We start from the raw sequence: 19,380 nt of genomic DNA on the forward strand, positions 1-19,380 counted from the left end.
ACGGCGCAACGGCCACCTGATCAGATTCTCTCCGTAACACCGCCATGCGAAACTCGCGCCCGACGCCGTCGAGCCGTTCCGTACATCACGGCACACTGCCAAAGGATGCATCATGAAAACTACCCTGATATTGCTCGCGCTCGCCTCTACCCTCGCCTTGACCGCTTGCCAGCGCGAAGCGCCACCTGTCGTACAAGTGGTTCCCGGCCCTGCCGGTGCGCCTGGCCCTGCCGGCGCTACGGGTGCGACGGGCGCTGAAGCCCCTGCCGGCGCGACCGGTGCGACCGGCGCCACGGGCCAGACCGGCGACAGCGGTGCCGCCGGATATGACGGCGCCAAGGGCGCCACTGGCGCACAAGGCAACGATGGCGTTCAAGGCAACGATGGCGCCAAAGGCAAGACGGGCGACACGGTGATTGTCGTCCCGCAACGTTAATACGCCCCACGCAATACGCACAACGCCAACCCATGCGGTTGGCGTTGTGCGTATGCGCTGTACCGCACAGTAACATTCGCCAAATCGGCCTACCCTGTTCTCATTACACAGGGAGATACGCATGCTGACGATCCTACTGATGGTAGCCCTGCTGGGCTTGGCTTTACTGTTCGCCCCCGGTCCCGTGCGCCGCGCCCTCGTCACCCCACGCCTGCTGGCCTTGTTCAAGCGTATCTTGCCAACCATGTCCGACACGGAACGCGACGCGCTCGAAGCGGGTACCACGTGGTGGGACGCGGACCTGTTTTCCGGCCGGCCCGACTGGCCCAAGCTGCTGGCCTATGGACGTGCCTCGCTCACGACCGAGGAGCGTCACTTTCTCGAGCATGACGTCGAGCGGCTGTGCGAACTGGTCAACGACTGGGAAACGCAGCAGGCGCAGGACTTGCCGCCCCAGGCCTGGGCCTACATGAAGGCGCAAGGTTTCCTCGGCATGATCATCCCGAAACAATACGGCGGCAAGCAATTCTCCGCCTACATGCACTCGCAAGTGGTCATGAAATTGTCGAGCCGCTGCTCGGCGCTGGCCGTCACCGTGATGGTGCCCAATTCGCTGGGGCCGGCCGAGCTGCTGCTGCATTACGGCACCGAAGAACAGAAAAACCATTATCTGCCGCGATTAGCCGCCGGCACCGAGATTCCCTGTTTTGCCCTGACCAGCCCGTATGCGGGTTCCGATGCGGCCGCCATTCCCGACCTGGGCGTCGTGTGCATGGGCATGCATGAGGGCCGCGCCACACTGGGTTTCCGCCTCACCTGGAACAAGCGCTACATCACCCTGGCGCCCGTGGCGACCTTACTGGGACTGGCATTCCAGACCAGCGATCCCGAACATCTGCTGTCCGAGAATGACACGCCGGGCATCACTTGCGCACTGATCCCCGCCAGCCACGACGGCGTGGTGATCGGCCGCCGCCATCACCCATTGAACGCCGCGTTCCAGAACGGCCCCACCTCGGGCAACGATGTCTTCATTCCCATCGACTGGGTCATCGGCGGCCAGGCGCAAGTGGGCAAGGGATGGCGCATGCTGATGGAGTGCCTGGCGGCCGGGCGCGCCATTTCGCTGCCCTCGTCCAGCGTGGGCATGGGCAAGATGGCCGTGCGCGGCACCGGCGCGTATGCGGCCGTGCGGCGCCAGTTCAACATGGCTATCGGCAAGTTCGAAGGGGTGCAGGAAGCGCTGGCCCGCATGGGCGCCAACCTGTACCTGATGGATGCGGCCCGCACGCTGGCCGCGCACGCCGTCGACCTGGGCGAAAAGCCGGCCGTCATTTCCGCCATCGTCAAATACCACGTCACGGAACGGGGCCGCGCGCTCGTCAATGACGGCATGGACATTCTCGGCGGCAAGGGCATCTGCGTGGGGCCCAACAACTTCCTCGCCAGCGCCTACCAGCAAATCCCCATCGCCATTACCGTCGAAGGGGCCAACATCCTCACGCGCAGCCTGATCATCTTCGGCCAGGGCGCCATCCGCGCGCATCCGTATGTGCTCAGGGAAATGGCCGCCGTCAGCGAAAGCGATGGCCGCAAAGCCCTGCGGGATTTCGATGCTGCCTTCTTTGGCCACGTGGGCTTTGTGCTGGGCAACCTGGCCAGGGGATTATGGTACGGACTGGGCGGTGCGCGCCTGGCGGCCGCGCCCGACGCCGGCGCGCCCGCACTGGCGCCCTACTACCGCGCCCTGACGCGGCTGTCGACGGCGTTTGCCGTCATGACGGATATGTCGATGTTCGTGCTCGGCGGCGAGCTCAAGCGCCGCGAGCGGCTGTCCGCCCGGCTGGGCGACGTGCTGGCGCAACTGTACCTGGCTTCGTCCGTGCTGAAGCGCTACGAGGACGATGGCCGCCCCGAAGCCGACCTGCCCTACGTGCACTGGTCGCTGCAGGATGCGCTGGTCAAGGCGCAGCAGGGCTTGACGGGCGTGCTCGACAATTTCCCCGCGCGCGTGCTGGCCGTGCTGCTGCGCACCCTGCTGTTTCCCTTCGGCCTGCCGCATCGCCCGCCTTCCGACGAGCTTGGCAGTGAAGTGGCGCTGGCCCTGCAAACGCCGGGCGCCGACCGCGAGCGCCTGCTGGCCGACGGTTATGTGGCCAACGACAACACAGATCCCGTGGCTTGCGCCGAGCGGGCACTGGCCCTGCTGGCCGACGTGCTGCACATCGAAAAACGCCTGAAAGACACGCCCGCAGGCGCAGTCCTGCGGCACCTGCCGCAAAGCCTGTCCGCCATGCAGCAGTGGCTGGCAACGGCCAAGGCCGCAGGCTCGGTCAGCTGCCAGGAGCACAATACCTTGCTCGAATATGCGCGCCTGGTCGACGGCTTGATCCAGGTCGACGATTTTCCCGCCGATGCGGCGCATCTGGCTCAAGGCGGCGGCGCCGTGCAGCGTCTTGATGACGAATCCGCTGGCGAGAGCCGCGCGGCCTAGGCGGGGCTGCTTTGCGGCCTATACTGAATTGAGCGGGTGCTGTGCCCGCTCTTTCCAGAAAGGAGTCGATCATGACGCGCAAATACATCGATTGCAGGGAATTCCCAAGCGACACGCATTGCTCGGTAGCCATCTCGGCTGACAGCGAGGAAGAGCTGTTGGGAATTGCTGTGGAACACGCAGTCTCGGTACACCATCACCACGATACCCCGGAGCTGCGCCAGCAACTACGCCAATTGTTCAAGGACGGCATGCCGCCCGAACATCTGCCCATGACGGGACAAGCCGGCAGCAGCGGGGCCTCGCACGCGCACTAGCCTGCCAGGGCTTGCGCCGGTTTCTGCAAGCGCAAGCCCAGCACGAGCGGCACGAGTGCCGCGTACACGACGATCACCGACAGCCAGACGGCGCCGGGCCAGTACGCCCTGACGCCAAAGTAAATGCTGGAAAACACCAGCGGGCATAGCACGGACGCCAGGCTCACGGCCGAAGCCAGCACACCCAGGAACTGGCCTTGCCGGTCCTCGGCAACTTGCCGCGTCGCCAGCGACTGCAAGGCCGGCGCGCCGATGCCGCCCAGAGCGAACACGGGCATGATGGCGAAGATCATCCAGCTGCGCGTGGCAAACGCCATGACGGTCAATGCCACGCAGGCGCAGGCCACGCCCGCCAGGATGGTGGCGCGCTCGCCCAGCAGTTTCACGGCCGGGCCAGGTAGAAAAGCCTGGGCCAGCGCCTGGCACACGCCAAAGGCGCCCAGCGACAGGCCGATCCACAGCCCGTTCCACGCGAACGCGTCGTGGCCCCACAGCGCCCAGCACACGCCATACACTTCGCCGGCCGCGCTGAAGGTAAAGAAGATGACGGTAATCGGCAGCAAGCTTTTCTCCGAGAAAACCCAGCGCAATGGGCGCAGAGGGTTCAATGCCGCCAGGTCGATTTTCCCCCGTGTCGGCGTGCGCGAGGGGTGGCGTGATTCTGGCAGCAGATGCCAGGCCAGCAGCAAATTGCCGGCATTCAAAACGGCTGCCGCCATGAACGGCAGGCGCAGCCCGTAATCGCCCAGCGCGCCGCCCAGCACGGGGCCGATGATGAAGCCTGCGCCGAACATGGCGTTGAGCAAGCCGAAGCGGCGCGCCCGCTTCACCTCGGGAGAAATGTCGGTGATGTAGGCGGTGGCCACGGAAACGTTGGCGCTCGTCAACCCGGCGATGGCACGCCCCAGCAGCAGCATCCACAGGCTGGTCGCAAAGGCGAGGAACAGGTAATTGACGGCCGCGCCCGCCAGCGAGAGCAGCAGCACGGGGCGCCGCCCCAGGCGGTCGCTCAGCGCCCCCAGCACGGGCGCAAAGATGAACTGCATCAATGCATACAGGGCCGTCATGATGCCGATATACGGCGCCACGTTATCGGCGTGCGTGACGTCCCGCAGCAGCGCCGGCAGGATGGGGAAGATCAGGCCGATGCCGACGGCGTCGAGCACGACAGTGGTAAAGATGAGGGGCAATGCCGCCACGGGAACAGATTCTTTCATATACTCAATCTAAATATGTACTCAGTACACAAATAGTATGCCCAGCCTTGCCGCGCCAGCAAGCCTTATCTGTACTCAGTACGCTTCGTGTATGATCGTGGCAACATGACGATTCCTTCCGACCTCCGCTCCCGCAAACGCCTTGCCACCCGCCAAGCCATCTCGAATGCCGCCACGCGCCTGTTCTTCGTGCGCGGCTTCGAGCAAGTGACGGTGGACGAGATCGCGGCGGCCGCCAGCGTGGGACGCATGACGGTGTTCAACCATTTCCCGCGCAAGGAAGACATGTTCTTCGACCGCGAGGAAGAGGGGCGCGAACTGCTGCGCAACGCCTTGCGCCAGCGCGATCCCGCCATCCCGCCCATCGAAACCCTGCGCCTGCTGGCGCACCGACTGGTACTGGAAGACAGTCCCTACATCACATTTTCCGCCGCTGGCCAGGGTTTCATTGCCACCATCGAAGCCAGCGATACCTTGAAAGCGCGGGCGCGGGCCATCCGCGACGAACTGGCGCAAGTGGTGGCGCAAGCGCTGACCGAATCCACGGGGCGCGATGCAAGCGATCCCCTCGCCCACCTGGCGGCCAGCCTGCTGCTGGCCACCTGGAGCACCGCCCTCATCGAGGCGCACCGTGCCTTCGCGCAACATGGCGACGCGCAACTGGCCAAGGCCGTCTTCCTGTCCCTGGTGGACCGGGGACACACGGGCTTGAACGCCGCCATGGCGGGCACGCCCTACGCCTGAAGCGGCAACCCCGTCGTTCAGGCAGCCCATCGTCTGTCGCAGCGCAAGCCCTCGCACTTCCTTGTTTCAGTTGCCTGCACCTGGGCTTGCGTACCGTCTGGTGCCTTCCTATCATGAAACCACGCGCTGGCAAACGATGCATGCAGGCCGGCACGCGGGGACAGTCCTCCTGCTTCCCGTCACCATACCCATAACCGCATGCAGCCGCTGGGAGGTACACGATGAATACCTTGACGAACGGCCAGCTCAATGAGTTGCAAGCCTCATTGAGAGGGCAACTGTTACAAACGAACGACGCCGGCTACGACAGCGCGCGCGCCGTCTGGAATGCGATGATCGACCGGCATCCGGCCCTCATCGCGCGCTGCGCGGGCACGGCCGACGTGCGCACGGCGCTGGCATATGCGCGCGACCACGGCCTGCCCCTGGCCGTGCGCGGCGGCGGCCACAATATCGCCGGCAGCGCCCTGTGCAACGATGGCCTGGTGATCGACCTGTCCGGCATGCGCTCGGTGCATATCGATCCGCAACAACGCCGCGCCCACGTCGAAGGCGGGGCCACCTTGCACGACTTCGACCACGAGGCGCAAGCGTTCGGCCTGGCCACGCCGCTGGGCATCAATTCCACCACGGGCGTGGCAGGACTGGCCCTGGGCGGCGGCTTTGGCTGGCTCAGCCGCACGCTGGGCCTGGCGGCCGACAACCTGCTGGCGGCCGACGTCGTCACGGCCGACGGACAATTCCTGCATGCGAGCGCGATGGAACATCCCGACCTGTTCTGGGCCTTGCGCGGCGGCGGCGGCAACTTCGGCGTGGTCACGCGCTTCGAGTTCCAGCTGCATCCGGTGGGGCCGCAAGTCACGGCTGGCCTCATCGTGTTTCCTTACGCGCAAGCCAAGGCGGTGCTGACGAAATACCGCGATTTCGTCGACGGCATGCCCGATGAATTGACCGTCTGGGCCGTCTTGCGCAAGGCGCCGCCGCTGCCCTTCCTGCCACCGGAAGTGCACGGCCAGGACGTGCTGGTCCTGCCCGTCTTTTCACCCGTGCAATCTGCCGCCATGCAGGAAGCGATCGAGCGCATCGGCAGCTTCGGCCAGCCGCTGGGCATGCACCTGGGCAGCATGCCGTACACGGCCTGGCAACAGGCGTTCGATGCCCTGCTCACGCCGGGCGCGCGCAATTACTGGAAATCGCACAACTTCACGCAGCTCAGCGACGCGGCCATCGATACCGTCATCCGCCATGCCGGCAAGCTGCCGACGCCGCAATGCGAAATCTTCCTCGGCCTGCTGGGCGCGCAGGCGAGCCGGCCGGCGCCGCAGGATACGGCCTATCCGCACCGCGACGCCCTGTACGTGATGAACGTGCACACGCGCTGGGACGAGCCGGCCGATGACGCACGCTGCATCGCCTGGGCACGCGAGTTTTTCAACGACGCCGCGCCGTATGCGACGGGCAGCGTGTACGTCAATTTCCTGACCGAGGATGAAAGCGGGCGCACGGCCGACGCGTATGGCGTGAACTATCCGCGCCTGGCGCGCATCAAGAAGCAATACGATCCCGCCAACCTGTTCCGCGCCAACCAGAACATCTGTCCGGCCGCCTAGGCTGCCACGGCGCAGCGCCTTGCAATCCCTTGATCCAGGGCAATGCAATGCGCTCGCCGCCCGCTTACAATCGCCGGCTTTGCCCCTCCTCCATGCGCCACGCTCCCGAACTCCTCCTGCCTGCCGGCTCCCTGGCCAAGATGCATGCCGCCTTCGACTTTGGCGCTGACGCCGTCTACGCGGGCCAGCCGCGCTACAGCTTGCGTGTGCGCAATAATGATTTTTCAACCTTGCAAGCCTTGCAGGAGGGAATTGAAGGCGCGCATGCGCGCGGCAAGCAATTTTTTGTCGCCAGCAATATCTTCGCCCACAACGCCAAGCTGAAAACGTATTTGCGCGACATGGAACCGGTGATCGCCATGCGCCCGGACGCCCTGATCATGGCCGATCCGGGCCTGATCATGATGGTGCGCGACAAGTGGCCGGACGTCCCCGTGCACCTGTCGGTGCAGGCGAACGCCGTCAACTGGGCCGACGTCAAATTCTGGCACCGCATGGGCTTGACGCGCGTGATCCTGTCGCGCGAATTGTCGCTCGACGAGATCGAGGAAATCCGCCAGCGCTGCCCGGAAATGGAGCTCGAGGTATTCGTCCACGGCGCCCTGTGCATCGCCTATTCGGGCCGCTGCCTGTTATCCGGTTACTTCAACCACCGCGACCCGAACCAGGGCACGTGCACGAATTCCTGCCGCTGGGATTACAAGGTGAAAAATGCGTCCGAAGACGCCAGCGGCGACCTGGGCGGCATGCAGGTAGTGCCGCTGGAATTTCACCAGGCGCTGGCCGAAGCCGACAACAACGCGTTTTCCGCCCTGCACCAGCAGCCGCGCCACCCGCTGGCCGACCAGCCATATTTTATTGAAGAAGCCCAGCGTCCGGGCCAGCTGATGCCGATACTCGAGGACGAGCACGGCACCTACATCATGAATTCGAAGGATTTGCGCGCTGTCGAGCACATCGAGCGCCTGGTGAAAATCGGCGTCGATTCGCTGAAGGTCGAAGGCCGCACCAAGTCGCTGTACTACGCGGCGCGTACGGCGCAAGTCTACCGCCAGGCCATCGATGACGCCGTCGCGGGCCGCCCCTTCGATATTGGTCTCTTAGGTCAGCTGCAAGGCCTGGCCAACCGCGGCTACACGGACGGTTTCTACCAGCGCCACCACACGCAGACGCACCAGAACTACATGCGAGGCGCGTCCGAAGCGGACCGCAGCCAGTACGTGGGTGACGTGCTGGGCGTGACGGATGGCTGGGCCCGGGTGGAAGTGAAAAACCGCTTCGCCGTGGGCGACCGCATCGAGGCCGTGCATCCGGGTGGCAACCGCGATTTCACTATTGCCCGCATGCTCGGCGATGACGGCAGCGAGATCCAGGTGGCGCCCGGCAGCGGCCACTTCGTGCGCATCGAACTCGACGGGGCCCTCGACAAGGCCTTGCTGGCACGTTATTTGTAACCGCCAGTCTGCCGCGCGGGGTAAGGAACCAGTATCTAAGTGTTTGATTTGACAAGTAAAAATCCACGCATCACCGCCTAAACAATTTGTTTAGGCTTCAACATTGCTATACGATACGGCCACCCTGCGCCCGGGGGCCTTATCGGCACCCGGTGCGTCCCTGACACGTTCACCGGAATCCCCGATGCCACCTGCCACACCCGCCCTGATCACCAATGACGCCGTCGTCCTCGGCTTGCTCGCCATGACCCTGGGAGGCGTCTTCTGGACCGCTTCCCGCCAGGATGGCTTCTGGAAAAAGTTTTATACGTATATCCCGTCGCTGCTGATGTGCTACCTGATTCCGGCACTGCTCAACACGTTTGGCATCATCGATGGCAACGCTTCCGGCCTGTATGCGGTGGCGCGCGACTACCTGCTGCCCAGCGCGCTGGTCCTGCTGTGCGTGGCCATCGATTTCGGCGGCATCATCCGCCTCGGCCCCAAGGCCATCATCATGTTCTTGACCGGCACCCTGGGCGTCATGCTGGGCGCCCTCGTCTCGTTCGAAGCCTTGCGTTTGATCCACCCGGAAACGGTGGCAGGCGACACGTGGCGCGGCATGACCACCGTGGCCGGCTCGTGGATAGGCGGCGGCGCCAACCAGGCGGCCATGAAGGAAGTGTTTGAAGTGGATGCCACCCTGTTCGGCCAGTTCGTCGCCGTCGACGTGCTGGTGGCCAACGTCTGGACGGCCGTGCTGCTGTTCCTGGCCGGCCGCGCGGGCGCCTTCGACCGCTGGACGGGTGCCGATTTGACGGCCATCAATGCGCTCAAGGACAGCATCGAAAGCTACCGCACGCAACACGCGCGCATCGCCACCCTGACCGACATCATGATCATCCTCGGCGTGGGCCTGGGCGTGACGGGCCTGTCGCACTTCCTGGCCGGCCCCATCATCAGCTGGATCGACACCCTGCCCGCCACATGGCGCTTGCAGGACTACAGCCTGACGTCGAACTTCTTCTGGATCGTCGTGCTCGCCACCACCTTCGGCTTGCTGCTCAGCTTTACCAAGGCGCGCAGCCTGGAAGGCGCGGGCGCCTCGACCATTGGCTCGGCCATGCTGTACGTGCTGGTGGCAACGATCGGCATGCACATGGACCTGGGCGCCCTGCTCGACAAGCCGTTTTTGTTCCTGCTGGGCCTGATCTGGATCGCCGTGCATGGCGGCCTGATGCTGCTCGTCGCCAAACTGATCCGCGCGCCCCTGTTCTTCATGGCCGTGGGATCTCAAGCGAACATCGGCGGCGCCGCCTCCGCCCCCGTGATCGCCAGCGCCTTCCATCCGGCCCTGGCCCCCGTCGGCGTGCTGCTGGCCGTGCTTGGCTATGCGCTGGGCACCTACGGCGCCTACATCACGGGGCTGATCCTGCGCAGCATGGCGGGGTGATGACGATCCTGGCTTGACCAGGCGATCCGCAACGACAACGCCAGCCTTCGGGCTGGCGTTGTCGTTGGTGCGCGGCTCAACTTGCTAGCGGCCACCAATAGTTGCTAGAGAGAGACATGCAAACATAAATAAAATGCAATTTCGTTCCATAGATAGCATGAAGTACGATAGTATTTTAAAGCAATATATTTTCAAAAGAAGTCAGTTGCTCCCTTGCTTTGAATACATCCGATCGCACGTAACATGGCGCAGCTGGCCTATCTCCCTATTCATGAATGAACGTTCTCCAACTTCGTTGACTGAAGCCAAGTCCGTGTGGACAGGCGCCACGCGCCCGACACCCGCAGAAATGCGTGAGTTTCCTTACGATACTACGTCGCCGGCGTTCCCCGATAAAAAGCTGCTGGTCTGCGCAGCGCCACGCGCATCGAGCAAGCGGCTGGCCCGCCTGTTACTCGGCGCAGGGATCGGCGTGCCGCTGGAGTATTTCAATGACAATAGCGTGCAGGCGCTGACGGAGCGCTGGCAAATCAACAAACAGGATTACCTCGCGCATATTTTTGCCAGGCGTTCCGCGAATGGCCTGTTCGCATCGAATATCCAGTTTCCCCAGATGCAAAAATGGCCGTATCCGCACGACTTTACCGCCTTGTTCGAAGGCGCGACGGTCGTTCATTTAATCCGCGACAACAAGCTCGCCCAGGCGGCATCCCTGGCGACCTGCATGATCACGGGGCGCTGGGGTTTCGAAGTCGCCCCGGTAACAAAAAATTACTCGACCTGGCGCCTCAAACTGGCGGCGCGCAAGGCCATGCAGCTGATTGCCGTGGATGAACAGCTTTGGCAGGACTGGTTCAGGCAACGGGGTATCGAACCGCTCGTCATCAGTACCGAACGTGTCAACCGGCACGACATGACGCTGATCGATGACATCGCCGCCTTGCTCGGCGTCAACGCCGATGCGGCAAGCGCCCAGCGCATGCTGGACGTGGATCGGAGCGCCTACCCGGGTGATCTGGAACTGAAATCGCGCATGCGCACGCTAGTCGAAGAACTTGCGGCACGCGGCTAATCAACGCCCCGCCTCCCCATTTTCCTTAAACACGTACAACAAGAAGGACGAACATTGAATATCTTTATGGTGCGGCCCACCACTCGCAACATCGGCAACGACCTCATCGGCTACGCTACAGCAGAGCTCCTCTACGAAGTGTTCGGAGCAGCCACCAATGTCGTCAGCATTCCCGCCTTGAAGGGACCGCAGTTTGGCGGCCTGGTGCCACGCCAGATCTATGACATGAACCGCCTCGCCGACGCCGTTATCGTCGGCGGCGGGAACCTGTTTGAAAACGGCCAGCTATCCTATGATGTCCAGGCCGTCAATGCCTTGCGCCGGCCGATGATGCTGATGGGCCTATCCCACGGCCGCATCACGGGGCGCGACGGGCAAATGGAAGACCGCACCGATGCGCTCAGCCCGACTGCGATACGGCACCTGGTCGAGCACGCCAAGGTGGCCATGGTGCGCGACACGGGTTCGCAGGAAATCCTCGCCGACCTTGGCGCCAAGGTGACGGTCGGTGGCTGCCCCACGCTGTACCTGCCGCCGAATGCCGAGGGTGAAGCGGCCAGGGGCGGCGTGATCATTTCCATCCGTCATCCCATGCGCATGAGCGTTCCTGCCACCTTGCAGTGGCGCATCGCCGAAGACTTGCGCCGCCTGATTGCCGCCCTGCGTGCCGAATATGCGCAACCCGTCTATCTGGCCTGCCACGACTACATCGACCTCGAATTTGCCGCCGGCTTCCCGGACGCGGCGCCCCTGTACTTTGACGAAGTCGGCCGCTACATCGAAGCGCTGCGCACTTGCAAGCTGCACGTCAGCTACCGCTTGCATGGCTTCCTGCCCTGCCTGGCCATGGGCTCGCACAGCATCAACCTGTCGTATGACGAACGGGGCCGCTCGATGCTGTCGACCATCGGCATGGCGTCGTGGGATGTCGATCTGATGCAAAGTGGCGACTGCGTGAGCGCCATCATGGACCGCGCGCGCTCGGCCGCGCAGTATTACCGCGCCCGCCAGAACGCCCTGCCGCTGATACAAGAATTGCGCCAGATCACGGTGCACGGCTTGCAGACATTGCGCACCCTGGCATCGGAGCAATGAAGATGAGCGCTCCATCCTCGACACAGGGCGTGTGGCTCAAGTGTCACGTCCGTGAACTCGCTCCGTGGGCAACGATGACCGAACGCGTGCTCAGCGAAATCATTTCCACGGTCGAACAAATGAAGGGCACCGCGGCAGCCCAGGTGCTGCGCCAGCATGGCATCGAGCGGCTGCACGAAGTGATCGACACCGACGATGTGACGTCCTTGCGCAACCAGGTGCTGGAACGCTTGCGCCAGCCCTTGCTGGCCATGGCGACGGCCGTCGGCCGCCAGATCCTGGGCTGGGATGGCGATTTCTATGTGGATGACTATTTGATCCTGCGCATCAACTTCCCCTTTGAAGTGGCGCGCAAGACCAATCCGGCGAGCGAAAATCCCGGCATTGGCCGCCTCAGCGCGTCCGTGCGCGAGCAATTTCAAGCCCGTAAAGTCGTTGACCCCGTGTACGCGCCGAAAGACTATCACCGCGGCCACCCGCCCGCCGCCTGGGCGCATGGTCCGCACATCGATAGCTGGGCCGGCCATTCGCGGGACGGGCGCAATATCTGGTGGGCCATCGGCGAAGTGCCGGCGGAAGCGGGCATGGTGCTGTATCCGGAATTGGCCAACACCTCGCTGCCCTGCGAGCGACGCACGCTGTACCTGCAAGCGGGCTACCGCCTGCCGGTGCCGACTTATCTGCCGCTGGCGGCAGGCGAAATGCTGGTCTTCGATCCAGAAGTGCTGCACGGCACGCACCTCAATACGACGGACGCGACGCGCGTGGCCATTTCCATGCGCCTCAATGCTTCCCGCCCGACCTTCGATCCCGCCTGTTTTTACTCGCGCGAATTCTGGCGCCGGGCCGCCGATATCGAGCAAGGCCACGATGAAGTGCTGCACCTGCGACGCGAAGACAACTTCGGCGCGCCCGTCGTCGCCGCCCCCGTGCAGACGCCGGCAGCCGTTCCCGTCATTGCCGGCCAGCTCGACCAGGCGAGCGGCTTCATACATGGCCAGCTGCCTGCCGCCGGGCCGGACACGCAGCGCATCATCGTCGATGCCGCGCCGTATCGCATCATGCTGGTGCACACCAGCGACGGCACCCGCGCCTACGACGCGGCCTGCCCGCATTACGGCGTAGACCTGGCCGATGGCGGATGCGATAGCGACAAAGTGTATTGCCCGGCCTGTGCCATCTCGTTCGACTTGAAAACAGGAAAATCATCGTGCCCGTCATTGACACTGCAACCGTATGACATCCGGCAAGACGGCGCAGCCATCCGCATCCGTGTTGCGCCGCCAGAAGCCGTGGCGCCATGAGCGTCGCCCCCGTCAGCGTCATCATTTGCACCAGGAACGGCTGGTCCAGGGGCTTTCTCGACGACACCTTGCAATCGCTGCTGGCCCAGTCCAGGCCCGCGCAGGAAATCTTGCTGATCGATGACGCCAGCAGCGATGGCACGGCCGCCTACGTCCGGCAAGCCTACCCGCACGTAATCATCGTGCACAATGCGGGCACCGGCCTGGCGGCCGCCCGGAACACGGGAGTGGCAGCCGCCCGTTTTCCATGGGTCGCCTTCATCGACGACGATGACATCTGGTGTCCTGGAAAACTGGCTGAACAACTGGCACAGGTACACGCATCAGTAACGCCAGATGCCATCATGTATGTATCGCAAGTTGCCACGCTGAACAGCCATGGCGGCAATCCCGTGGCTTGGGCAACGCCACGGCAGTTTGCCACCTGGCCCGCCTGCCTGCTGGGTTCTCCCATCCAGCCATCCGGCGTGTTGCTCAGCAAACGACTGCTCTCCCGTATCGGGCCATTCAGCGAACAACTGAAGGAAGGTGCCGCTTACGACTACTGGATACGCTGCCTGAGTGCCGGCATGTCCATCCGCTACAGCAGCAACGTCCTGCTGCACTATCGGCAACATCATCCGCAGATGACGGCGCCGGCGCGCAAGTTCGAGCATTTCCTGAATATGGATGCCATTGTCGCGCCCTATCTCGAGCAGCTGGCGCCAGCGCTGGCGAAGCGGATCCGTTGCGCGCGCCGGCTGAACAATCTGCGTTCCCTGCTGAGCCATACCGGCATGCGGGCGGCGCTACGTTACTGGCGCGCCAGCGTGCCGCGCCCGGCATCCAGCCTGCGCACCCTTTCCTATTTCTTGTTAGACACTATTGCATGCCGGGCCCCGCACCGGATTCGCCACACGCTGCGGCAGCGCGCCATGCAGCTACTCATCGGCAAGGAAGCACTCTTGCCTGAGCTGCGCCCGAAACGATCCGGGCATCCGATGTAACGGCCCGCAACGCCAGCGCTCGCGCTGGCGTTTTTTGTTTTTCGGTCATTTTTTCCACCAGACCACTATCTGCTTTGCCTCGCCGCTTGATGGGAAAGCGCGCTCCAGAATGTAGCAGAAACCCCTCAAAACCAAATTTCCGCACCATTTTCGTGCAAAATCTGCGATGATAGTTGCCCAAATAACCGATTACCTCCATGGAATTCTGATGAAATACGCATCTGCTCACGAGTATGTCCAGCATGTCGCCGCACGCAATCCAGGTCAACCCGAGTTTCTGCAAGCCGTCACCGAAGTCATGGAGAGCTTGTGGCCATTCCTGGAACAGCACCCGAAATACGCGGAGCAAGGCTTGCTGGAACGCTTGATCGAGCCGGAACGCGTGGTGATGTTCCGCGTGTCGTGGGTCGATGACCACGGGCAAGTACAAGTCAATCGCGGCTACCGCATCCAGCACAGCATGGCCATCGGGCCGTACAAGGGCGGCATCCGCTTCCACCCTTCCGTCACCTTGTCCGTGCTGAAATTCCTCGCCTTCGAACAGACGTTCAAGAATGCCCTGACCACCTTGCCGATGGGCGGCGGCAAGGGCGGCGCCGATTTCGATCCGAAGGGCAAGAGCCCGGGCGAAGTGATGCGCTTCTGCCAGGCCTTCGTGAGCGAACTGTTCCGCCATGTGGGTTCGGACACGGACGTGCCGGCCGGCGACATCGGCGTGGGCGGGCGCGAAGTGGGCTATATGGCCGGCATGATGAAAAAACTCAGCAACCGCGCCGACTGCGTATTCACGGGCAAGGGCGCCAGCTTCGGCGGCTCACTGATGCGTCCGGAAGCGACGGGCTACGGCACCGTGTATTTCGCGCAGGAAATGCTGAAAACCCGGGGCCGCTCGTTCGAAGGCATGCGCGTGTCCGTGTCCGGCTCGGGCAACGTGGCGCAATACGCGGTCGAGAAAGCCATGGCCATGGGCGCGAAAGTCATCACCGTCTCCGATTCGAGCGGCACCGTCATCGACGAGGCAGGCTTTACGCCGGAAAAGCTGGCCATCCTGATGGAGATCAAGAACCATCTGTATGGCAGGGTCAGCGATTACGCCGCGCGCACGGGCGTGCGCTTCGAAGCAGGCGTATCGCCATGGCATGTGCCGGTCGACATCGCCCTGCCCTGCGCCACGCAAAATGAACTGAACATCGACGATGCGCGCACCTTGATCGCCAATGGCGTGCAGTGCGTGGCCGAAGGCGCCAACATGCCCACCACCATCGAGGCAGCCAAGGCCTTCGAAGCGGCCGGCGTGCTGTACGCGCCGGGCAAGGCCAGCAATGCGGGCGGTGTGGCGACGTCCGGCCTGGAAATGAGCCAGAACGCGGCCCGCATATCGTGGCCGCGCGAAGAAGTCGATGCGCGTTTGCTGCAGATCATGCAAGGCATCCACGCCGCGTGCAAGCAGTACGGCACGCGCGCCGACGGCACGGTCAGCTATGTGGATGGCGCCAATATCGCCGGCTTCGTCAAAGTGGCCGACGCGATGCTGGCGCAAGGTGTGATTTAACCCAATGACAAAATCTGGGGTCGGACCCTCAGGGTCCGACCCCGGCCCTTGCGTTTGGGGTTAACGCATTTCAGGCTTCATCAGGCTCTTGCGGCTGATCGTGCGACCCGATACCATGAACTCGCCATTGCCACGATAGTGCAGGGTTTCGGGCAGCTTGGGCGACGTGGCCACGTGGGCTTTCACGCACTCGAAAATGAAGAAACCGCCTTTCGGGTTGCCCGACACCTGGGCCAGCTTGCATTCGAAGTTGGCGTAGCACTCGGCGATCAGGGGCGCGCCCACCTGCTCGGCCGGCTGGGCCGTCAGGCCGAAGGCCGTGAACTTGTCCGTATCTTCGCCGCTGCAATTGCCGATGGCCACCACCTGGTCGACCATATCGGCCGTGGGCAGGTTGATCACGCACTCCATGCTGCGCTTGATCATTTCATAGCTGTGGTTCGCGTCGGAAATGAAGCAGCCCAGCAAGGATGGCGTAAATTCCATCAGCATGTGCCAGGCCATGGTCATGACGTCGCTTTCCCCCTTCCACGTTGAACTGACGAGCACCACGGGCCCCGGTTCAAGGAAGCGCCGGATGTCGGCGACGGGATAATCTTCTTTATGGTAATTTTTCATGCAGTCTCCAGGACGCGGTACGCCATAGCATAGCCCAATGGCGCCTTGCCGGGCGCGCGGCTGCCCGATAGCAACCGTATCATCCGCGCCGCGATTTGTGCAGTTCATCGCAAATTTCTCCCCAATGGAGATGTTGCACAATAGAATACACTGATCAACTACTCAAGGAAACCGCCATGCGCCCTCTGTTCCTGTTGTCAGTCCTGTCCCTTGCCTGCCTCTCCACGCTCGCGCATGCCGACGAGCAAACCCGCACGGTCGGCGCCTTCAACGCCATCGACATCCGCGGCCCCATCAGCATCGAAGTCGAATCGGGCAAGGAGCAAAGCCTGCTGCTGCGCGGCGACCAGAAATTCCTCAGCGGCGTGATCACGGAAGTGGTCGATGGCGAGCTGAAAATTTCCATGAAGGACAAGGACATCAAGAAGACGGATGGCGACCCGCGGGTCATCATCACCATGCCTACCTTGCGCAAGCTGATCGCGGAAGGCGCGGGAGAAAAGATATTGACCAAGCTCAATGGTCCACGAGTCGACATCAGCTACAAGGGCGCGGGCCGCCTGGCTGCCGATGGACAAGTCGACTGGCTGCGCCTGAAGGCGCAAGGCGTGGGTGAAGTCGACACCAAAGCGCTGCTGGCGAAAAACGTCGACGTCAATTTCGACGGCATCGGTTCCGTCAAGGTGTATTCCTCGGGTGAACTGAACGCCGTGGTGCGCGGCATGGGCGAACTGATCTATTACGGCAAGCCGAAGATCGTGCACAAGTCGATCGCCGGCATCGGCAGCGTCAACGCCGCCAAATAAGATTTCCTAGAATAACAAGGCCATCAGGCCAGGGGAGACCGCATGACCGCAACACATGACACGCAAGCACCGCTGGTGCTGCGCGAGGACGAGGGTGGCCTGGTCACCCTGCGCCTGAACCGTCCCCTGCAATTCAATGCCCTGTCGGAAGCCATGCTGGCCGCGCTGCAGGCTGAACTCGACTTCATCGCCGGGCAGCCGCACGTGCGCTGCGTGGTGCTGGCCGCCGAAGGCAAGGCGTTTTGCGCGGGACACGACTTGCGCCAGATGCAGGCGACGCGCCAGCTTGCGTATTATCAAACCCTGTTCGCGCAATGCTCGCGCGTGATGCAAGCCATTCAAACCTTGCCCGTGCCCGTGATTGCCCGCGTGCACGGCATCGCCACGGCGGCCGGCTGCCAATTGGTCGCCAGCTGCGACCTGGCCGTGGCGGGCGCGTCCGCCCGCTTTGCCGTGTCCGGCATCAACGTGGGCCTGTTCTGCGCCACACCATCCGTGGCCCTGTCGCGCAATGTCTCGCCCAAGCGGGCCTTCGACATGCTGGTAACGGGCCGCTTCATTGACGCCGACACGGCCGCCGACTGGGGCCTGATCAACGAAACGGTGGCCGACACAGCGCTCGACGACGCCGTGGCGCGCCTGGCGCAGCAGATCATGGCGAAAAGCCCGACGGCCATCCGCTACGGCAAACAGATGTTTTACCAACAGCGCCAGCTGCCGCTGGACGAGGCGTATGCGTACGCGGGCGACGTGATGGCGCGCAACATGATGGAAGAGGATGCGGACGAAGGCGTCACCGCCTTCCTTGAAAAACGGCCGCCCGGCTGGGCGGCCGTCAGGTAACTTAACGCTGTTCCTTCATCTGCTGCTGGACGGAAAGACTCAAGGTACCGAGGTCTTCCTTGCCCAGCAGCGGCAATTGCGCCAGCAGCTGCATCAGGGCGGAACTGCCCGTCACGTCCAGCTCGGACGACTGCACCAGCACCGTGCCGGCGCCCGTGAAGTCGATCTGTTTTTCCTCGCCCGACAAACTGAAACCGGTAAGCGCGCCGGCGGCCGAAGCCCAGCCCTGCACGTGCGCGTAATCGTAGTGATACGACGGGCTGGGGCAATCGGCCCAGCCCAGCACAGCCTGCTCGTCGACGCGGCACGGCAGTTCCAGGAAGTGCACGGGGCCGTTCGACGAGGCGATCACCTTGCCCGTGCCGATCATGGTCAGATAGCCGGGCAAGGTCGATTCCTGGCAAATCACGTCCTTCGTAAAACCCAGCAGGTTTTTCGCGCGGATGGTCATGTTGGCGTTGTCCAGGTCGTAGCACGCCAGGTCATTGCCGTTGTCGCCCAGGATCAGTTGGCCTTGCCCTTGCGCCACGACAAAGTGGTGGATGTATTTTGGCGCATTGAAGGCGTTGCGCACGATCAAGTCGAGCACGCTGCTGCCCATGGCTTCGAAGCGCAGTTCGCCATAAAAGGCGATCATCTTGCCCTTGCGAATGAAGATCTGTTCCTTGACGTCGATGACATACGAAAAACGGTTCAGGTTATCGTTCTTCGGCAAGGTATCGGGATTGTAAATCGTCATGGCTTACCTTTCGCTCGCTTGGATATAGACCGTGCCCTGGCCCGTGAACTTCACCTGGTACGATTCGCCGGACGCCTGGCCGACGAAGGTTTTCCAGTTCAGGTCCGTGACGATGGTCGAGCTCAGCTGCCCCGTATGGCCGATATACGCTTGCGGGTCGACAAACACGGGCACGTCCGGCGTGACGGGCAAGCCGATGGCGTTGCCGTCGGACAGGATCGCCACTTCACCCGTGCCTTGCAAGGTGGTGGTAAACAAGCCCTGGCCGGAGGCCATGCCGCGCACCACGCCCTGCACGCCGCCCTGGTTGCCGAGGAACATGGTGCCGGCCGTCAGGCGCGCATCGAAGGCCAGCAGGGAATCGCTTTCCACATAAAACGTCTCGCCGCGCACGGGGACGATGGTGACGAACAGGCCGCCCTGGGCGTAAAACACGCTGCCCGTGCCACGCGCCGACATCATGGCGTAGCCTTCATTCGTGACGGCGCGCATGGCCAGGCTTTGCACGCCCTGGCCGGCCAGGAAGGAGCGGCTGAACGCCACGTCGCCCTGGTACGACACCATGGCGCCCTTGCGCGCGAACACTTCCTCATTGCCGAGTTTGACCTCAAGCATCTTTTCATTGATCTGCTGATAGACAGGCATCGCGGGTCCTCGCTGA

The 19,380-nt window shown here is 63.1% G+C and carries 18 protein-coding genes; 14 read left to right on the top strand and 4 right to left on the bottom strand.

Annotated features, from left to right (window positions below):
• Window positions 1–112: 112 nt before the first annotated feature.
• From CSQ92_RS27175 to CSQ92_RS27185, 3 genes are all read left to right on the top strand, one after another.
• Window positions 113–436: a hypothetical protein gene (locus CSQ92_RS27175; RefSeq protein WP_099395888.1), complete on the top strand. Its 324-nt coding sequence runs from the start codon at window positions 113–115 to the stop codon at window positions 434–436.
• Window positions 437–557: 121 nt separating this feature from the next.
• Window positions 558–2,930 carry an acyl-CoA dehydrogenase gene (locus CSQ92_RS27180; protein ID WP_099395889.1) on the top strand — a complete coding sequence of 791 codons (2,373 nt, stop codon included), beginning with the start codon at window positions 558–560 and terminating at the stop codon, window positions 2,928–2,930.
• Window positions 2,931–3,001: 71 nt separating this feature from the next.
• Window positions 3,002–3,247 carry a DUF1059 domain-containing protein gene (locus tag CSQ92_RS27185; RefSeq protein WP_070282880.1) on the top strand — a complete coding sequence of 82 codons (246 nt, stop codon included), beginning with the start codon at window positions 3,002–3,004 and terminating at the stop codon, window positions 3,245–3,247.
• Here CSQ92_RS27185 and CSQ92_RS27190 read toward each other — a convergent pair.
• Entirely contained in the window at window positions 3,244–4,464 is a 1,221-nt protein-coding gene (locus CSQ92_RS27190; RefSeq protein WP_099395890.1) for a TCR/Tet family MFS transporter, read from the bottom strand. The genes CSQ92_RS27185 and CSQ92_RS27190 overlap by 4 nt on opposite strands.
• A gap of 105 nt (window positions 4,465–4,569) precedes the next feature.
• Between CSQ92_RS27190 and CSQ92_RS27195 the strand changes: the two genes are divergently transcribed.
• From CSQ92_RS27195 to gdhA, 9 genes are all read left to right on the top strand, one after another.
• A complete protein-coding gene (locus tag CSQ92_RS27195) occupies window positions 4,570–5,208 on the top strand; it encodes a TetR/AcrR family transcriptional regulator (RefSeq protein ID WP_099395891.1) in 639 nt (212 codons plus the stop codon).
• Window positions 5,209–5,429: 221 nt separating this feature from the next.
• A complete protein-coding gene (locus CSQ92_RS27200; protein WP_099395892.1) occupies window positions 5,430–6,818 on the top strand; it encodes an FAD-binding oxidoreductase in 1,389 nt (462 codons plus the stop codon).
• Window positions 6,819–6,910: 92 nt separating this feature from the next.
• Window positions 6,911–8,272: a prephenate-dependent tRNA uridine(34) hydroxylase TrhP gene (trhP, locus tag CSQ92_RS27205; protein WP_099395893.1), complete on the top strand. Its 1,362-nt coding sequence runs from the start codon at window positions 6,911–6,913 to the stop codon at window positions 8,270–8,272.
• Window positions 8,273–8,456: 184 nt separating this feature from the next.
• On the top strand, window positions 8,457–9,704 hold the full coding sequence (locus tag CSQ92_RS27210; protein ID WP_099395894.1) for a DUF819 family protein: 1,248 nt from the start codon (window positions 8,457–8,459) through the stop codon (window positions 9,702–9,704).
• A gap of 271 nt (window positions 9,705–9,975) precedes the next feature.
• On the top strand, window positions 9,976–10,776 hold the full coding sequence (locus CSQ92_RS27215; RefSeq protein ID WP_180277124.1) for a Stf0 family sulfotransferase: 801 nt from the start codon (window positions 9,976–9,978) through the stop codon (window positions 10,774–10,776).
• 54 nt (window positions 10,777–10,830) lie between these two features.
• Complete coding sequence (locus CSQ92_RS27220; protein ID WP_143450442.1) at window positions 10,831–11,871, top strand: polysaccharide pyruvyl transferase family protein; 1,041 nt, start codon at window positions 10,831–10,833, stop codon at window positions 11,869–11,871.
• 2 nt (window positions 11,872–11,873) lie between these two features.
• Window positions 11,874–13,175 (top strand): Rieske 2Fe-2S domain-containing protein, encoded by a 1,302-nt coding sequence (locus tag CSQ92_RS27225; protein ID WP_180277125.1) that lies wholly within the window; start codon window positions 11,874–11,876, stop codon window positions 13,173–13,175.
• On the top strand, window positions 13,172–14,161 hold the full coding sequence (locus tag CSQ92_RS27230) for a glycosyltransferase family 2 protein (RefSeq protein ID WP_070259863.1): 990 nt from the start codon (window positions 13,172–13,174) through the stop codon (window positions 14,159–14,161). The genes CSQ92_RS27225 and CSQ92_RS27230 overlap by 4 nt, the downstream gene beginning before the upstream one ends.
• Window positions 14,162–14,369: 208 nt before the next feature.
• Complete coding sequence (gene gdhA / locus CSQ92_RS27235) at window positions 14,370–15,713, top strand: NADP-specific glutamate dehydrogenase (protein WP_099395898.1); 1,344 nt, start codon at window positions 14,370–14,372, stop codon at window positions 15,711–15,713.
• Between the two features lie 60 nt (window positions 15,714–15,773).
• Here the strand turns inward: gdhA and CSQ92_RS27240 are convergent, their stop codons facing one another.
• Complete coding sequence (locus tag CSQ92_RS27240; RefSeq protein WP_099389938.1) at window positions 15,774–16,331, bottom strand: flavin reductase family protein; 558 nt, start codon at window positions 16,329–16,331, stop codon at window positions 15,774–15,776.
• Between the two features lie 176 nt (window positions 16,332–16,507).
• Between CSQ92_RS27240 and CSQ92_RS27245 the strand changes: the two genes are divergently transcribed.
• Both CSQ92_RS27245 and CSQ92_RS27250 read left to right on the top strand, forming a co-directional pair.
• Window positions 16,508–17,137, top strand: coding sequence for a head GIN domain-containing protein (locus CSQ92_RS27245; protein WP_070259867.1), 630 nt, complete (start codon window positions 16,508–16,510; stop codon window positions 17,135–17,137).
• 42 nt (window positions 17,138–17,179) lie between these two features.
• Entirely contained in the window at window positions 17,180–17,980 is an 801-nt protein-coding gene (locus CSQ92_RS27250) for an enoyl-CoA hydratase (RefSeq protein WP_099389937.1), read from the top strand.
• A gap of 1 nt (window position 17,981) precedes the next feature.
• On the opposite strand, the gene CSQ92_RS27255 is transcribed toward CSQ92_RS27250, so the two are convergent.
• Together CSQ92_RS27255 and CSQ92_RS27260 are read right to left on the bottom strand one after the other, a co-directional pair.
• Window positions 17,982–18,719, bottom strand: coding sequence for an AIM24 family protein (locus CSQ92_RS27255; protein ID WP_034784287.1), 738 nt, complete (start codon window positions 18,717–18,719; stop codon window positions 17,982–17,984).
• Between the two features lie 3 nt (window positions 18,720–18,722).
• The gene (locus tag CSQ92_RS27260) at window positions 18,723–19,364 is read right to left on the bottom strand and encodes an AIM24 family protein (RefSeq protein ID WP_099389936.1); all 642 of its coding nucleotides are present in this window, start codon (window positions 19,362–19,364) and stop codon (window positions 18,723–18,725) included.
• Window positions 19,365–19,380 lie beyond the last annotated feature (16 nt).

The sequence above is a fragment of the Janthinobacterium sp. BJB446 genome, assembly GCF_002735655.1.
Taxonomy (GTDB): domain Bacteria; phylum Pseudomonadota; class Gammaproteobacteria; order Burkholderiales; family Burkholderiaceae_D; genus Janthinobacterium; species Janthinobacterium lividum.

Excerpts from the sequence above, each read along its gene's own strand:
- CSQ92_RS27195 (WP_099395891.1), top strand. The coding sequence starts at position 4,570 with ATGACGATTCCTTCCGACCTCCGCTCCCGCAAACGCCTTGCCACCCGC.
- CSQ92_RS27245 (WP_070259867.1), top strand. The coding sequence starts at position 16,508 with ATGCGCCCTCTGTTCCTGTTGTCAGTCCTGTCCCTTGCCTGCCTCTCC.
- CSQ92_RS27240 (WP_099389938.1), bottom strand. The coding sequence starts at position 16,331 with ATGAAAAATTACCATAAAGAAGATTATCCCGTCGCCGACATCCGGCGC.
- CSQ92_RS27255 (WP_034784287.1), bottom strand. The coding sequence starts at position 18,719 with ATGACGATTTACAATCCCGATACCTTGCCGAAGAACGATAACCTGAAC.
- CSQ92_RS27190 (WP_099395890.1), bottom strand. The coding sequence starts at position 4,464 with ATGAAAGAATCTGTTCCCGTGGCGGCATTGCCCCTCATCTTTACCACT.
- CSQ92_RS27250 (WP_099389937.1), top strand. The coding sequence starts at position 17,180 with ATGACCGCAACACATGACACGCAAGCACCGCTGGTGCTGCGCGAGGAC.
- CSQ92_RS27200 (WP_099395892.1), top strand. The coding sequence starts at position 5,430 with ATGAATACCTTGACGAACGGCCAGCTCAATGAGTTGCAAGCCTCATTG.
- CSQ92_RS27210 (WP_099395894.1), top strand. The coding sequence starts at position 8,457 with ATGCCACCTGCCACACCCGCCCTGATCACCAATGACGCCGTCGTCCTC.
- gdhA (WP_099395898.1), top strand. The coding sequence starts at position 14,370 with ATGAAATACGCATCTGCTCACGAGTATGTCCAGCATGTCGCCGCACGC.
- CSQ92_RS27225 (WP_180277125.1), top strand. The coding sequence starts at position 11,874 with ATGAGCGCTCCATCCTCGACACAGGGCGTGTGGCTCAAGTGTCACGTC.
- CSQ92_RS27180 (WP_099395889.1), top strand. The coding sequence starts at position 558 with ATGCTGACGATCCTACTGATGGTAGCCCTGCTGGGCTTGGCTTTACTG.
- CSQ92_RS27260 (WP_099389936.1), bottom strand. The coding sequence starts at position 19,364 with ATGCCTGTCTATCAGCAGATCAATGAAAAGATGCTTGAGGTCAAACTC.
- trhP (WP_099395893.1), top strand. The coding sequence starts at position 6,911 with ATGCGCCACGCTCCCGAACTCCTCCTGCCTGCCGGCTCCCTGGCCAAG.
- CSQ92_RS27185 (WP_070282880.1), top strand. The coding sequence starts at position 3,002 with ATGACGCGCAAATACATCGATTGCAGGGAATTCCCAAGCGACACGCAT.
- CSQ92_RS27175 (WP_099395888.1), top strand. The coding sequence starts at position 113 with ATGAAAACTACCCTGATATTGCTCGCGCTCGCCTCTACCCTCGCCTTG.
- CSQ92_RS27215 (WP_180277124.1), top strand. The coding sequence starts at position 9,976 with ATGAATGAACGTTCTCCAACTTCGTTGACTGAAGCCAAGTCCGTGTGG.
- CSQ92_RS27230 (WP_070259863.1), top strand. The coding sequence starts at position 13,172 with ATGAGCGTCGCCCCCGTCAGCGTCATCATTTGCACCAGGAACGGCTGG.